The following is a 15690-nucleotide window of genomic DNA, read 5'->3' on the forward strand; positions in this document are numbered from 1 at the left end:
GAAACTAGTGAGTAGTATCTTTTCGGCTAAGTGAAGCCACATTTTGCTCAAACACACGTTTTACCTCTGCACTGTAGTGATTGTGGTCGTTAATGGTGATAAACGGGTTCGTAAAACTAACATCACAGAAAACCGTATAACACTGGATTGTAACTGCAACTCGATCTGGGGTTGCAAGGCCATCTAAGGTTGTTTGCAATGCTTCAAAAACATAATCTTTATTAACGTGCGATGTTAAAGCAACTTCAAGTTCTTTAACTTCTATGCGATGTGAATTCATATCAGTTACAAAAAATTCGTATAGGTAACTACGTGATACAAACAGCAAGATTGCCACAAGGTAGAATAACCCTGTGTAATAAAATAACTCCGTGTGGGTAAAACTCCGAAACGACTTAAACATTTTCACTATTATTTTTGTTTGTTTTTTATACTAAAACATATTTGTGAGTATATCTCAACAAACTAGCTAAAAATCATTGCATTACAGATAATAAAAAAGCGCGAAACTAGTTAGCATCGCGCTTCTTATCTCAAACTTAAGCTGACGGCTTAAAGCTCCGCTTTATTATTCATCAATCGAGCGAAGTAGGGCATTAATACCTACTTTTTCGCGAGTTTGCTGGTCAACTTTTTTCACGATGATGGCAGCATATAGGCTGTGCGAACCATCTTTTGACGGAAGTGAACCTGGAACAACAACTGCACCGGCTGGTACTCGGCCGTAATGGATTTCGCCAGTTTCACGGTCATAGATACGTGTGCTTTGGCTGATGTAAACACCCATCGAGATAACGGCGCCTTCTTCAACTACAACGCCTTCAACAATCTCAGAACGTGCGCCAATGAAGCAGTTGTCTTCAATAATAGTTGGGTTAGCTTGTAGTGGCTCAAGCACACCACCAATGCCTACACCGCCCGACAAGTGAACATTTTTACCAATTTGTGCACATGAGCCAACCGTTGCCCATGTATCAACCATGGTACCTTCATCAACGTAGGCGCCAATGTTGACATAAGATGGCATTAACACCACGTTTTTACCTACGAAGCTGCCTTTACGTGCCACAGCATTAGGCACAACACGCATGCCGCCTTGTTGGAATTGCTCTGGTGTATAGTCGCTAAATTTAAGTGGTACTTTGTCGTAAAACTGATTAACACCATCGCTCATTGGTTGGTTATCACGAATACGGAAAGACAGTAGCACCGCTTTTTTTAACCATTGATGTACAACCCACTCACCACTGATTTTTTCAGCAACACGTGCAGCGCCACTATCAAGTAATTCAAGCGCGTCGATAATAGCTTGTTTAACTTCACTTGATACCGTGCTTGGGCTGATGCTATCGCGGTTGTCCCAGGCGTTTTCGATCATGGTTTTTAAATCTGACATAAGATCCTCTTATTCGGTTTCTGCGTTGAGTTTTTTACGCAATGCTTGATGAATTTTAGCCTGTTCTTCGTCTGTTAATGCTTGGTATTCGTTATTTGATACCACGAAGAAATCTTCTGCTCGTTCACCAACTGTGGTGATCCGTGCGGCATGAATATGTAATAAGTGCGCTTGAAATACTTCCGCAATTTTTGTTAATAGACCCGGAATATCCACCGCTTGAATTTCAATTAAGCTGCGGTCTTTACGGGCATGCGGTCTAAGCACAATTTTTGGTTTGATATTAAAGTCTTTGAAGCGCTGAGAGCGATTCTTTTTAAGGCGAATTTTCTTTTTCGGGTCGCTAATTGCAAGATCTAAAGCACGTTTAATGCCTTGCGAACGGTTACTCGCAATCGGGTCACCATTGACTTCTAAAATAACAAAGCTAAATAGCACGTAGCCATCTTTTGTGGTCAGTACCTGCGCATGTTGAATCTGTGCTTTTTTCGAACCAATCACACTAACTAAACGTGAGAATAAACTGCCCGAGTAAGGGCTATAAGCAAATACTTGTGTACCACCATGCATTGCGGTGTTAGACACGGCAACGCTAGGCTGGCTTAAATCGTCACAGCTTAGTAAGTGCTCTGTGTGCCACGAAATCTGTTGCTCGCTAAAAGCAGTAAAATAATTGGCTTTAAAGCGACTCCAAATTAAGTCGATTTGATCTTCGTTACAACCGTGATTCAGTAAGCGCTGTTTGGCTTGCTGTTTTTTATCACGTATTTGATCACGTTGGTCCATTGGGTTTTCAAGCCCTAAACGAAGCGCGCGCTGGGTGTGTAAATACAACTCACGTAGTAGGGTATTTTTCCAATCGTTCCACAGGTTATCGTTAGTTGCGCGAATATCGGCCAAGGTTAAGCAGTATAAGTAGTCAAGCTGGCGCTCATTTTTCACCTTACTTGCAAAGTCTTTAATCACATCTGGGTCATTAATATCTTTACGCTGCGCTGTAACCGACATAAGTAAGTGATTAGCCACTAACCACGAAATAAGCTTGCCATCTGAGGCTGGGAAGCGGTGTAGCTTAGCAAACGCGATTGCATCAACTGAGCCAAGCTCAGAGTGATCGCCACCACGGCCTTTAGCAATATCGTGGAAAATACCGGCTAAATAAAGTAACTCAGGCTTGTCCATGCGAGTGACAATTTCACTACATAACGGAAATTCGCTGACTTTTGATTTATCAAAGTACTTATAAATATTGTTGATGAGTTTATGGGTATGTTCATCCACGGTGTAGGCATGAAATAAATCAAACTGCATTTGCCCAAAAATATTACGCCACTGTGGTAAGTAGGCAGCAATAATGCCGTGCTTGTGCATCAGCGTAAATGCGCGGCCCATACCGTTAGGGTGTTTGATTAAACGCAAAAATGCTTCGCGACAGGCGGCGTAGTCTTGTAAATCACCCAATAAACGACGTCGAACTTGGCGCATTGTACGTATGGTACTTGGGTAAATATGGGTGATCTCTGGGTTATCAGCAATATGCTCGAACAACACAAATAGCTGATCACGGCGGAAGAACACCGATGGATTCTTAACACGAATTTGATGGCCAATGCGCTCAAAGTTACGGTCGAGCTCAATCACAGGTAATTCACCGGCACCAGGTAAAATGCTTTGCTCAAAGTATGAAAGCAGCATTTGGTTAAGCTCACGTACGCGGCTCATGATCCTAAATAAGCGTTTCATCATGCGTTCGACCGAGGCTTTACCATCACTACCAAAGCCGAGAATTTCTGCGGCATGAGGTTGATGATCGAACAATAAGCGGTTTTCAGAGCGACCCGCAGCGATGTGCAGCGCAAAACGAATATTCCAGAGGTTTTCTAAACACTCAGACAGCTCTTGGTATTCTTCGTGAGTAAGATAGCCGTGATTTATAAGTTCTTGTAATGTTTCGGCTCTAAAGTGCTTTTTAGCAACCCAAATAATGGTCTGTAGGTCGCGCAGGCCACCCGGATTTTCTTTGATATTGGGTTCAAGGTTATAAGCTGTACCATGGCATTTTTTATGGCGTAAGCTTTGTTCTTGTACTTTTGCCAAAAAGAATTCGTCTGAGCGCCAAATCGGCGTATCAATTAAATGATTTTTTAATTTTTCGAATTCGATATGGTTACCGAAAATTAATCGGCTTTCGAGTAAGCTGGTGGCAAATGTCACATCTTCGCGTTTTTGTTCTAATGCTTGTTCTATAGTACGAACGCTGTGACCAATTTCTAAATTTAGATCCCAAAGCATGGTAACGAACTGGCCAATTTTTTCGCACACGGCTTCACTTGGCTGCTCGCTTACTAGCAACATAAAGTCGATATCGGAATAGGGGTGTAGTTCGCCACGACCATAACCACCCACAGCAATCAGGGCAAGATCACTTTCGTGAGCAAGGTCGTAATCGTGAAACAGTTTAATTAATAAGCGGTCGATAAACTCAGCGCGGGCATTAATTAAGTTGCTAACGGGTTGTTTTGAGAATTCGTTCTGTAGCCATTTATAAAAATAACTAGAACAGTCGCGATAATCGCTAAGTTGCTCAGCTTGGCTGAGCAACTTTTTTACTTTATTGGGTAATGCCACTGGGGCTGGCTCCTAGTGTTCGATGATCCTGTCAATAGTATCATCTGATCGGAGCGTTAAAATTTCAACACCATTTTCAGTCACTAACAGTGTATGTTCCCACTGTGCAGACAATGAACGGTCTTTAGTTACGACAGTCCAGTTGTCTTTAAGTAGCTTACATTGGCGTTTACCTGCATTAACCATAGGCTCGATTGTTAAGCACATACCTGCTTTTAATACTTCGCCAGTACCTGCTTTACCATAGTGCATTACTTGTGGCTCTTCGTGGAACTCAGCACCAATGCCGTGACCACAATATTCACGAACGATTGAATAGCTAAAGCTTTCTGCGTATTTTTGAATTGCAGCACCAATATCACCCAAGCGTACGCCTGGTTTTACCATTTTAATTGCAAGGTATAGGCTTTCTTGTGTGATATCAGCAAGGCGCTTGCCTTGAATGTTAGGTTTACCAACGTGGAACATCTTAGATGTATCACCGTGATAGCCATCTTTGATCACAGTCACGTCGATATTTACGCTATCGCCTTCTTTAAGTGGTTTGTCATTTGGAATACCGTGACAAATTACATGGTTCACTGAGGTGCAAATTGATTTTGGGAAACCGTGGTAATTAAGCGGTGCTGGAATAGCATCTTGAACATTAACAATATAATCATGACAAATTGTATTTAGTTCATCTGTGGTTACACCTGGCACCACATGCGGTTCTATCATTTCTAGTACCTCGGCGGCTAAGCGCCCGGCAACACGCATTTTTTCGATTTCTTCAGGGGTCTTGATCACAGCACTCATTGAGGCTCCAAAGTTGTTTTTCAGGTCAGTTTTTAGTGCACAAATTTTGCACTAGACGTTGAGTTTTCAATTTTAATATGGTATAAAGCGCGCCGTCTTTTTACAAATAAATTCTTAACTGATTTTTTGTATTTAAGGCAAACACAATTTTATTTTAACACACACACGTATCGTCACATACACTTGGGTGCACTTAAGTTATAAATTAACTGCGGTGTTGGTGCTATGGGATATGTGGAGGCCTAACCCTAAATTATAGAGGATTATACAAATGGCAAACGTTTCAATGCGCGATATGCTTCAAGCTGGTGTTCACTTTGGTCACCAGGCACGTTACTGGAACCCTAAGATGAAGCCTTTCATCTTCGGCGCTCGTAACCGTGTTCATATCATCAACCTAGAGCAAACTGTACCAATGTTCAACGAAGCACTTAAGTTCTTATCGAACGCAGCTTCTAACAAAGGTAAAGTACTTTTCGTTGGTACTAAGCGCGCAGCAAGCGAAGCAGTTAAAGAAGCAGCGATCCAAAGCGAGCAGTTCTACGTAAACCACCGTTGGTTAGGTGGTATGTTGACTAACTGGAAAACAGTTCGTCAATCAATCAAGCGTCTTAAAGACCTTGAAGCGCAAAGCCAAGACGGTACTTTCGAGAAATTAACTAAGAAAGAAGCGTTAATGCTTACTCGTGAAATGGAAAAGCTTGAAAAGAGCCTTGGTGGTATCAAAGACATGGGCGGTCTTCCAGACGCGCTTTTCGTTATCGATGCAGACCACGAGCACATCGCTATCCGTGAAGCTAACAACCTAGGTATTCCAGTTGTTGCTATCGTTGATACTAACTCTAACCCAGACGGTGTTGATTACATCGTACCTGGTAACGACGATGCGATCCGTGCTATCCAACTTTACACAGGCGCTGTATCAGCTGCGATCACTGAAGGTCGTGAGAACAACATCGTTGCTCAAGCTGAGAAAGACGACTTCGTAGAAGCTGAATAATTAGCTGTCATCAAGTCTTCATCTAATTAAGGTGAAGACTTGTTATTCTTGTTAAGCGGCCTATACCGCTTCCCTATAACAGAATTCAATTGAGGATATTCTAATGGCTGTAACTGCTGCCCTAGTTAAAGAATTACGCGAGCGTACTGGCGCTGGCATGATGGATTGTAAAAAAGCGTTAACTGAAACTAACGGTGACATCGAGTTAGCGATCGAAAACATGCGTAAGAGCGGTGCTGCAAAGGCTGCTAAAAAAGCAGGTAACATCGCTGCTGAAGGTACAATCTTAATCAAAGAAGGTAACGGTTTCGCTGCACTTCTTGAAGTTAACTGTCAAACTGACTTCGTTGCTAAAGACGCTAACTTCCTTGGTTTCGCTAACCAAGTTCTTGACGCTGCTGCAGAATCTAAAGCAGACATCGAAGCACTTAAAGCACAATTCGAAGAAACTCGTGTTGCTCTAGTTGCTAAAATCGGTGAAAACATCAACGTTCGTCGCGTTGAGTACATCGACGGTGACAAGCTTTCTTCTTACCGCCACGGCGACCGTATCGGTGTTGTTGTAGTTGGTGAAGCTGACGAAGAAACACTTAAGCAAGTTGCTATGCACGTAGCTGCGTCTAAGCCTGAGTTCGTAAACCCAGAAGACGTACCAGCTGACGTTGTTGAAAAAGAAAAAGCAGTTCAAATCGATATCGCGATGAACGAAGGCAAGCCTGCTGAAATCGCTGAGAAAATGGTTATCGGTCGTATGAAGAAATTCACTGGTGAGATCTCTCTTACTGGTCAAGCTTTCATCATGGAACCTAAAAAATCAGTTGGCGAAATTCTTAAAGAGAAAGGCGCAACTGTTTCTAACTTCATCCGTTTAGAAGTTGGTGAAGGTATCGAGCGTAAAGAAGAAGACTTCGCTGCTGAAGTAGCTGCTCAAATCGCTGCTGCAAAAGGCGAGTAATTTTCTAACTTAGTGACGTAGGGCAATAAGATGAAATTAATCTGCTATTAGCTTTTGCGTCACTGATGAAAATTCTTTAAAATAACCGCGTTTTATGTGTAACCATAGCGCGGTTATTTTTTATCTCATTACTAAGGCTGGCCCAAATATTATGACTATCAATCGTAAACCTATTTTTAGACGTGTTCTTCTTAAACTTAGCGGTGAAGCATTAATGGGAGACGAAGGCTTCGGCATCGACCCAAAAGTACTTGACCGTATGGCTCAAGAAATTAAAGAACTTGTAGAGCTCGACGTAGAAGTAGGTTTAGTTATCGGTGGCGGTAACTTCTTGCGTGGTGGTTCATTAGCAGAAGCGGGTATGAACCGCGTAGTTGGCGACCACATGGGTATGCTTGCGACTGTAATGAATGGTTTAGCAATGCGTGATGCACTGCACCGTGCATTTGTAAATTGTCGTTTAATGTCTGCTATCCCACTGAACGGTGTGTGTGATGCTTACAACTGGGCAGAAGCTATCAGCCTATTAAAATCTGGCCGCGTTGTAATTTTCTCTGCGGGTACAGGTAACCCATTCTTCACGACTGACTCAGCAGCGTGTTTACGTGGTATTGAAATTGAAGCAGATACTGTAATCAAAGCGACTAAAGTGGATGGTGTTTACTCTGATGATCCAGTGAAAAACCCAGACGCTACACTATATCGCCACTTAAGCTACAATGAAATCATTGATAAAGAGCTTAAGGTTATGGATTTAGCTGCATTTACGCTGGCGCGTGACCACAACATGCCATTAAGCGTATTTAACATGAATAAATCAGGCGCGCTTAAGCGTGTTATTATGGGCGAAGATGAAGGAACGCTTATCTCTTCACAAGCCTCAGATGAAACTAGCAAATAGATTAGGATTGAACCGTGATTAACGATATCAAAAAAGATGCGTCAGAACGTATGCAAAAAAGTGTTGCGGCACTAGGCAGTCAATTATCTAAAATTCGCACAGGCCGTGCGCACCCAGCATTACTTGACGGTATTCAAGTGTCTTACTACGGTGCTGACACGCCATTAAACCAAGTTGCTAACGTAACAATTGAAGACTCTCGTACACTTGCAATTAGCGTGTTCGATAAGTCTCTAGCGCAAGCAGTAGAAAAAGCGATCATGGCTTCAGATTTAGGTTTAAACCCAATGTCTGCAGGTACTGTTATTCGTGTTCCACTTCCTCCACTTACAGAGGAGCGTCGTAAAGACCTTATCAAAATCGTACGTGGCGAAGTCGAAAGCGGTCGTGTTGCTGTACGTAACATCCGTCGTGACGCAAATGGCGACATTAAGAGCTTATTGAAAGAAAAAGATATTTCTGAAGATGAAGCACGTCAAGCAGAAGACGAGATCCAAAAGCTTACTGATAAGTTCATCAAAGAGATGGACGCACAACTAGCTGCAAAAGAAGCTGAGTTAATGGAAATCTAATCGCTGCTGTTTATCTTTCAGACACTGATTCTGTAAGTAAACAGGCGTAACTAAATTTATTAGTTTTGAAACGCCGTCTAGGGTATACTAGACGGCGTTTTTTTATGGAATACTCGATATTTATGGTTCTTAACGCTGATAAAATTTCCCAGCAAAGTTTGCCTAAGCATGTCGCTATAATCATGGATGGCAACGGACGTTGGGCACAAGCGAAAAATCGCCCACGTGTTTATGGGCACAAAAAGGGCGTTGATGCGGTTCGTCAATCAGTGCAATTTTGTACTCGCTTAGGTATACAGTCGTTAACACTATTCGCATTTAGTAGCGAAAATTGGCGACGTCCAGAGGACGAAGTAAATACGCTCATGGAGCTATTTTTATTCGTACTGGGCAAAGAAGTTAAAAAACTTCATAAAAATAATGTAAAGCTAAACATAATTGGTGATTTATCACGCTTTTCAGAAGGTTTGCGCAATAAAGTTGATGCAGCCCATGAATTAACTCGTAATAATACGGGTCTACAGTTAAACGTGGCAGCTAATTATGGTGGACGTTGGGATATTACTAACGCCGCAACAACGCTTGCGAAAAAAGTCGCAGCCGGTGAAATGGCCGCAGAAGATATTACTGAAGAGCTAATGGCTGAACAAATGAGTATGGCCGACCAAGGTGAGCTTGATTTAATGATCCGCACCGGTGGAGATTTACGCATCAGTAACTTCCTTTTATGGCAAGCGGCTTATGCTGAGCTTTACTTTACCGATACGCTTTGGCCAGACTTCAATGAAGCTGCATTTGCTGACGCTATCGCATGTTACGTTGCCAGAGAGCGACGATTTGGTTGTACAGGCGAACAAATAAAACAATTACTCGCCGAGACCTAATTACTAGTTGAAGGTACACACATTGCTAAAACAACGAATTTTAACCTCGCTCGTGTTGGCACCACTTGCACTTATTTTGGTTTTTTATACCCCATTAACACTATTTAGTTATATCGCCGCCGGTATTGTTTTACTCGGTGCATGGGAGTGGTCTGCATTTATGGGCCTATGCGATAAAGTTAAACGTTTTGGATTTGTTGCAGCAACGGCTGCATTTTTAGCATTACTCAACTGGCATTGGCCCATTGAATCACTTTGGCAAAATGGCCAATTAGTGGGTGATGCAAACTACCTATTTACCTTGTCATTTGCATGGTGGATTGTGGCAACTTATTTAGTTTGGCGCTACCCAGCTATGGCAAAGGCTTGGAATGAAGGCATTGTAATGCGTGCCATTGCTGGCTTTTTAACGTTAGTGCCACTTTGGCTTGCACTAAATACACTACGTAGCGCAGGTTATGGCGAATCTACTCACTTTGGTTCAATGTTAATTTTAGTTGTACTTGGTATTGTGTGGAGCGCAGATATTGGTGCTTACTTTACTGGTAAAAACTTAGGTAAACGTAAACTAATGCCAAAGGTAAGTCCTAATAAAACGATTGAAGGTTTATTAGGTGGTGTAGTGGCTTCGGTTGTTTTTGTTTTAGCATTTTGCCACTTCACTAATGTTGATATGAGTGTTTGGCCAATCTATGCCGTGATGACTGCATTTATCGCGTTATTCTCAGCGGTAGGCGATCTACTCGAAAGTATGTTCAAACGTGAAGTTGGCTTGAAAGACAGCGGTTCATGTTTACCTGGTCACGGCGGTATTTTAGACCGTATCGATAGCTTAACCGCAGCTGCGCCAATCTTTGTACTTTGCTACGCATGGACACTGAGTTTATGAGCAAAGTAGAGCAGCTTGTCGTACTGGGCGCAACTGGTTCAATCGGTTTAAGCACCTTAGATGTTGTTTCTAGAAACCCGGAGCGTTTTGCGGTTTTTGCTTTAGCGGCGGGTAAAAATGCCGAGCAAATGGCTGAACTGTGTATCGCACATCAGCCTAAGTTTGCTGTAATGGCTGATCAACAAGCCGCTAATGCGCTATCGAATTTACTTGCAAATAGCTCGTGTAACACACAGGTGCTAGCAGGTGTTGATGCGATGTGTGAGCTTGCTGCACACACAGATGTTGATGCAGTGATGTCGGCGATAGTAGGGGCAGCAGGTCTGTTACCGACTTTAAGTGCAGTTGAAGCTGGCAAAAAAGTGTTGCTAGCAAATAAAGAATCCTTGGTTATGTCGGGCCAGTTGTTTATTGATAAAGTAAAACAACATGGCGCCACTTTACTGCCTATCGACAGCGAACATAATGCGATTTTCCAATGTATGCCAGCATCATTACAGAATGCATCAGGCCTACTTGCTGATAATGGTGTAAGCAAAATCTTGCTTACAGGTTCTGGCGGTCCTTTCTTAAAGCGTGATTTAGCGACATTACCATCAGTGACTGTTGCTGAGGCAGTGGCACATCCAAATTGGTCAATGGGACAAAAGATTTCTGTTGATTCAGCGACTATGATGAATAAAGGCCTAGAGTTTATAGAAGCCAAGTGGCTGTTTAACTGCTGTGCCAGTGATATTGAAGTGGTGATCCACCCACAAAGTATTATTCACTCTATGGTGCAATATCAAGATGGCTCAGTGCTTGCGCAAATGGGCAATCCAGATATGCGCACACCAATTGCTCATGCTTTAGCTTTTCCTGAGCGTGTCGATGCGGGTGTAAAACCGCTCGATTTTTCACAAATGGCAGATTTTACTTTCACTAAACCAGATTATGCTCGTTACCCTAATTTAAAACTTGCCATTGATGCGTGTGAAATGGGGCAAGGTGCAACCACCACAGTAAATGCGGCGAATGAAATAGCGGTTGCAGCATTTCTAAATGGTCAAATCGGCTTTACAGATATTTATCGAATTAACGCTGAAACGCTCAATGCAACACAAAATATCAACGTGCAGACCCTCGATGAGATTTTAGCTTGCGACCAAGCTGCACGTGTAAAAGCGACTGAGTTTGTAAAAAGAGGCATCAACTAGCATGTTTGATTTTTTCTGGAATCTTGGCTCATTTATTCTTGCTCTGGGTATTTTAGTGACTGTGCATGAATATGGTCATTTCTGGGTTGCGCGGAAAGCCGGCGTGAAAGTGCTGCGTTTTTCAATTGGCTTTGGTAAGCCATTAGTCAAGTGGTACGACAAACAGCAAACTGAATATGTGATTGCAGCAATCCCACTAGGTGGCTATGTCAAAATGCTTGATGAGCGTGTTGACGAAGTCCCGCCAGAGCAGCGACATTTATCATTTAATGCTAAATCAGTAAAAGCACGTATTGCGATTGTGGCTGCTGGCCCGATGGCAAACTTTTTATTCGCTATTTTTGCCCTTGCTGTAATGTATATGGTCGGCGTTCAGTCATTAAAACCTGTGGTGGGTGAGGTGTCTCAAGGCAGTCGTGCCGCAGCTGCTAATATTGAGCCAAATCAGCAAATTATTAAAATTGGTGAAGACGATATCAATACTTGGCAAGATGCCACATTCTCGCTCATGAGCCGCTTAGGTGAGCAAAGTGTTGTGGTAACGCTTCGCGATCAGAATTATCAAAAGCATGTGCGTACTCTTAACTTAGATGGTTGGAAATTAGATCAACAAGACGTACCACCATTAACCTCGATAGGCATTGTACCATTTCGTCCTAAAGCACTTTTAGAAGTAGCGATGATCAGCAAAGGCTCGGCGGCAGAAGCTGCAGGGTTACAGGTTAACGACAAAATTCTTGCTGTAAATGGTGAAAATATCAGCAGTTGGACCCGGTTAGTTTCACTAATTCAGCAATCACCTAACAAATCCTTACAATTTAGTGTACAAAGGCAAGATAGTATAAAAGAGCTGTCAGTGACGCCACAAAGCAGAACCAATGATGCGGGCGTTGCTCAGGGCTTTTTAGGTGTGTCTCCGGTGGTTGAGCCATGGCCAGAAAACTATATTGAAACTAGACATTATGGCCCTGTCGATAGTATTGTGCTGGGCATACAAGAAACATGGCGTTTAATTACCCTTAGTTTTGACATGATTGGTAATTTAATTACCGGTCAGGTGTCGGTTAAAAATTTAAGTGGCCCGGTGGGCATTGCAGTTGGCGCGGGAACTAGCGTAAGCTATGGCTTGGTTGCATTTTTAAGCTTTTTAGCATTGATTAGTGTAAACCTTGGCGTATTTAACTTATTACCGCTGCCAGTGCTAGATGGTGGGCACTTAATGTATTACATAATTGAACTTTTTCGCAAAAAGCCGGTCTCTGAAAAGACGCAAGAATTTGGTTTTAAAGTGGGGGCCTTGCTGCTTCTGTTTTTAACATGTTTCGCTTTGTTCAATGATGTATCGCGTTTATAACAAGTAAGCGAAAAATTCCAATTTGAACACGATTGTAAAACACCGCAAAAGTTAAATTTATAAGGTGTTGAGCGGTAATACAGTTGTAAAGGATAAAGATAACAAAATGGCTATAAAAAAACATTTGGCAGTTTCAAGTTTATTAGGTGCTAGCTTTGCAGCCCTAGGCCAAAACTCCTTTATTGTAGATGATTTAAAAGTTGAAGGTTTACAGCGTGTTGCACTGGGTGCAGCGTTAACGCATATCCCTATCAACGTGGGCGATAATATTGATGAGTACACAATTTCTAGAACCATAAAGGCTCTCTATCGTTCAGGTCACTTTGACAATATTAAAGCATTACGTGATGGCAACAGTGTTATCTTCCGAGTGACTGAACGCCCAACGATCAGCATGATCGAATTTGATGGCAATAAAGACATCAAAGATGAGCAACTTAATGAGTCGCTAGACCAGCAAGATATCCGTACTGGTGAGCCGCTTGATAAAACGGTTCTTGATAACATTGAAAAAGGCTTAGTTGAATTCTTCCACAGTATTGGTAAATACAATGCAAAAGTGGATGTAAGCATTACTAAGTTACCGCGTAACCGTGTAAAACTTTTATTCACATTTGATGAAGGTGACGCAGCGTCAATTCGTCAAATCAACTTGGTTGGTAACGAGCTTTTCTCAGATGAAGAGCTACTTAAATTAGCCGAGTCTCAGCAAGATTTACCGTGGTGGAAATTCATGTCGAGTGACCGCTACCAAAAGCAAACTATCGAAGGCGATTTAGAGAAAATTCGTAGTTACTACTTAGACCGTGGTTACCTACGTTTTAATATCGATTCGACACAAGTATCAGTTAGCCCTGAGCGTGATTCTGTTTATGTAACAGCAAATATCACCGAAGGTGTTAAATACAAAGTGAAAGGCTTTGACTTTATTGGTGACCTGTTAGGCCGTGAAGAGCTTATTAAGAGCGTTATCCCGCTAAAAACTGGCGAGCTTTATAACGGCTCTGTGGTGACATCATCAGAAGAGTTTATCAAAAGCTACTTAGCACGTTTTGGTTATGCCAATGCTGAAGTACGTACCATCCCAGAAATTGATGACGAAAATAAAGAAGTTCAATTAACGCTTTCTGTTAATCCGGGCAAACGTGTTTATGTTCGTCGTATCATTGTGGGCGGTAACCAAAATACTTCTGATGAAGTGGTTCGTCGTGAAATGACACAGCTTGAAGGTGCATGGTTATCAAACCAAAGCCTTGAGCGCTCTAAACTGCAAATCCAGCGTTTACCTTACATGGAAAGCGTTGATTTTAATGTTGTACCAGTACCAGGCGTAGATGACCAAGTTGATGTAGATTTTACTGTTAAAGAACAATCTGCAGGTAGCTTTAACGCAGGCCTTGCTTATGGTTCTTACTTAGGTCTGCAATTTAACATTGGTGTGAGTGAATCAAACTTCTTAGGTACCGGTAACCAAATTGGTTTTAACATCAATACTTCACGTGGTTCTGAGCGTATTAGTGTGTCTTATACTGACCCTTACTTTACGCCGGATGGTGTATCGCAAGGTAGTAGCATCTTCTACAGTAACTATGATGCAAGTAAATTCAGCCTCATCGACTATAAATCGAAGAGTTACGGTATTGGTACAAACATTGGTTTCCCAATCGATGCGGTAAACCGTATTAACTTTGGTGTTCGTTGGGTGCAAGAAGAGCTGTCTGATATTGCAGAATATGAGCAAACACGTGTTATTCGTGAAACATTCTTAGACCCTGAAAATCCAGACGCAGGCTTTGACTTTACTAAGTACGAGTTAAGTGCAGGTTGGTCACGTGTTACTGTTAACCGTGGTTTATTCCCAACAGCAGGTTCGCGCCAATCTCTTAACTTAACTGCGACAACGCCAAACTCTGATTTACAGTACTTTAAACTAAATTATGACTCGCGTTTCTACTGGCCAATCAGTAATGACCACCGCTGGGTGTTCTCAACGCGTGCGGCACTTGGTTACGGTAATGGTTACGGTACAACCAATGGTTATGACCAAACACTGCCGTTCCAAGAGTTTTTCAGAATTACTGAAATGGAACTACGTGGCTTTGACCGTAATACGATCTTACCACGTGCTGTATCACGTGTTCCGCAAAGCATTCCTGGTACACCATTACCTGATGGTACAACAACAGGTAGCATTGGTGGTGCATCAGAGTTTGACCAACTTTACACAGCAGGCCGAATTGGTGGTAACGCCAAAGCGGTAGCAGGGATGGAGCTTATTGTTCCAACACCTTTCTTAGATGAAGAAAACACCAGCTCTGTACGTACTAGCTTCTTCGTAGATGCTGCAAACGTATGGGATACAGAGTTTAATATTGACCGTTATCAAAACCTTTCAACAGACGAGCGTGCAAAATTGGATGACTATGCAGATCCGATGCGCTTTAGGGTTTCAACTGGTCTTTCTCTACAATGGATCTCTCCGATGGGTCCAATGCTGATCAGTTTTGCGTATCCATTGCAAAAAGAAGAAGATGACGATACGAAGACCATCAGCTTTAACATTAGTAATACATTCTAAAGGAGTTTTTTCGTGAATAAATCAATTAAATCAACAGCTTTTGCACTACTTGCTACTTTATCTATGGGTCTATCTACTAACGCATTCGCGCACAAAGTAGGTATCGTTGATATGCAAGAAATCTACAAGCAAATCCCACAAATGGCGAAAGTAGAGCAAACTTTAGAAGCTGAATTCTCAGAGCGTCGTCAAGAACTAGAAAAACTTCAAGGTGATATCCGTTTTGAAGCTGAAAAGTTCAAGCGTGAAGCAACAACGATGAGCGACAAGCAAAAAGAAGAATTACGTACTAAGATTCAAGGTATGCAGCAGCAACTTGCTGAAAAAGGTCGTCCTTTAGAGCAAGAAATCAAAATGCGTCAAAACCAAGAACTAGCTAAAGTTCAAAAGCTAATCTTAGATGCAATCGAAGAAGTAGCGAAAGCTGGCAAATTCGATGAAGTTAAAGTTAAAGAAACAACAATTTATGTTAACCCTAAAACTGTCGATGACTTATCAAGCAAAGTTGTTGAAAAAGTAAGTAAGCAATAGAAATCATA

At 42.1% G+C, this 15690-nt stretch carries 14 protein-coding genes; 10 read left to right on the forward strand and 4 right to left on the reverse strand.

Translation table 11 applies throughout. The features are described 5' to 3' along the window. Positions 1–4: 4 nt before the first annotated feature. The 4 genes from HUS61_RS10125 to map all read right to left on the reverse strand — a co-directional run bounded on the left by HUS61_RS10125 (position 5) and on the right by map (position 4846). Positions 5–403 (reverse strand): hypothetical protein, encoded by a 399-nt coding sequence (locus HUS61_RS10125; protein ID WP_175082822.1) that lies wholly within the window; start codon positions 401–403, stop codon positions 5–7. 165 nt (positions 404–568) lie between these two features. Next, complete coding sequence (dapD, locus tag HUS61_RS10130) at positions 569–1396, reverse strand: 2,3,4,5-tetrahydropyridine-2,6-dicarboxylate N-succinyltransferase (protein WP_054553126.1); 828 nt, start codon at positions 1394–1396, stop codon at positions 569–571. 9 nt (positions 1397–1405) lie between these two features. After that, on the reverse strand, positions 1406–4024 hold the full coding sequence (gene glnD, locus HUS61_RS10135; protein WP_062566881.1) for a [protein-PII] uridylyltransferase: 2619 nt from the start codon (positions 4022–4024) through the stop codon (positions 1406–1408). A 12-nt stretch (positions 4025–4036) separates the two neighbouring features. Beyond that, a complete protein-coding gene (gene map, locus HUS61_RS10140) occupies positions 4037–4846 on the reverse strand; it encodes a type I methionyl aminopeptidase (protein WP_258536020.1) in 810 nt (269 codons plus the stop codon). 247 nt (positions 4847–5093) lie between these two features. Here map and rpsB point away from each other — a divergent pair, with 247 nt between their 5' ends. The 10 genes from rpsB (at position 5094) to HUS61_RS10190 (ending at position 15682) form a co-directional block, all read left to right on the forward strand. Then, positions 5094–5822: a 30S ribosomal protein S2 gene (rpsB, locus tag HUS61_RS10145; protein ID WP_054562046.1), complete on the forward strand. Its 729-nt coding sequence runs from the start codon at positions 5094–5096 to the stop codon at positions 5820–5822. Between the two features lie 103 nt (positions 5823–5925). Beyond that, positions 5926–6777 (forward strand): translation elongation factor Ts, encoded by an 852-nt coding sequence (gene tsf / locus HUS61_RS10150; protein WP_062566883.1) that lies wholly within the window; start codon positions 5926–5928, stop codon positions 6775–6777. Positions 6778–6928: 151 nt separating this feature from the next. After that, positions 6929–7678 (forward strand): UMP kinase, encoded by a 750-nt coding sequence (gene pyrH, locus HUS61_RS10155; RefSeq protein ID WP_054553317.1) that lies wholly within the window; start codon positions 6929–6931, stop codon positions 7676–7678. A gap of 14 nt (positions 7679–7692) precedes the next feature. After that, positions 7693–8250 carry a ribosome recycling factor gene (gene frr, locus HUS61_RS10160; protein WP_054553121.1) on the forward strand — a complete coding sequence of 186 codons (558 nt, stop codon included), beginning with the start codon at positions 7693–7695 and terminating at the stop codon, positions 8248–8250. Between the two features lie 104 nt (positions 8251–8354). After that, complete coding sequence (locus tag HUS61_RS10165; RefSeq protein ID WP_054553120.1) at positions 8355–9134, forward strand: isoprenyl transferase; 780 nt, start codon at positions 8355–8357, stop codon at positions 9132–9134. Positions 9135–9156: 22 nt separating this feature from the next. Further along, positions 9157–10023 carry a phosphatidate cytidylyltransferase gene (locus HUS61_RS10170; protein WP_054553119.1) on the forward strand — a complete coding sequence of 289 codons (867 nt, stop codon included), beginning with the start codon at positions 9157–9159 and terminating at the stop codon, positions 10021–10023. Continuing rightward, on the forward strand, positions 10020–11219 hold the full coding sequence (ispC, locus tag HUS61_RS10175) for a 1-deoxy-D-xylulose-5-phosphate reductoisomerase (protein ID WP_175082820.1): 1200 nt from the start codon (positions 10020–10022) through the stop codon (positions 11217–11219). The genes HUS61_RS10170 and ispC overlap by 4 nt, the downstream gene beginning before the upstream one ends. A 1-nt stretch (position 11220) precedes the next feature. Further along, on the forward strand, positions 11221–12573 hold the full coding sequence (gene rseP, locus HUS61_RS10180) for a sigma E protease regulator RseP (protein ID WP_175078529.1): 1353 nt from the start codon (positions 11221–11223) through the stop codon (positions 12571–12573). Between the two features lie 106 nt (positions 12574–12679). Continuing rightward, on the forward strand, positions 12680–15151 hold the full coding sequence (bamA, locus tag HUS61_RS10185; protein ID WP_175078528.1) for an outer membrane protein assembly factor BamA: 2472 nt from the start codon (positions 12680–12682) through the stop codon (positions 15149–15151). Between the two features lie 12 nt (positions 15152–15163). Beyond that, positions 15164–15682: an OmpH family outer membrane protein gene (locus HUS61_RS10190; protein WP_054553115.1), complete on the forward strand. Its 519-nt coding sequence runs from the start codon at positions 15164–15166 to the stop codon at positions 15680–15682. Positions 15683–15690 lie beyond the last annotated feature (8 nt).

The organism is Pseudoalteromonas sp. 0802, assembly GCF_013350085.1.
GTDB lineage: Bacteria > Pseudomonadota > Gammaproteobacteria > Enterobacterales > Alteromonadaceae > Pseudoalteromonas.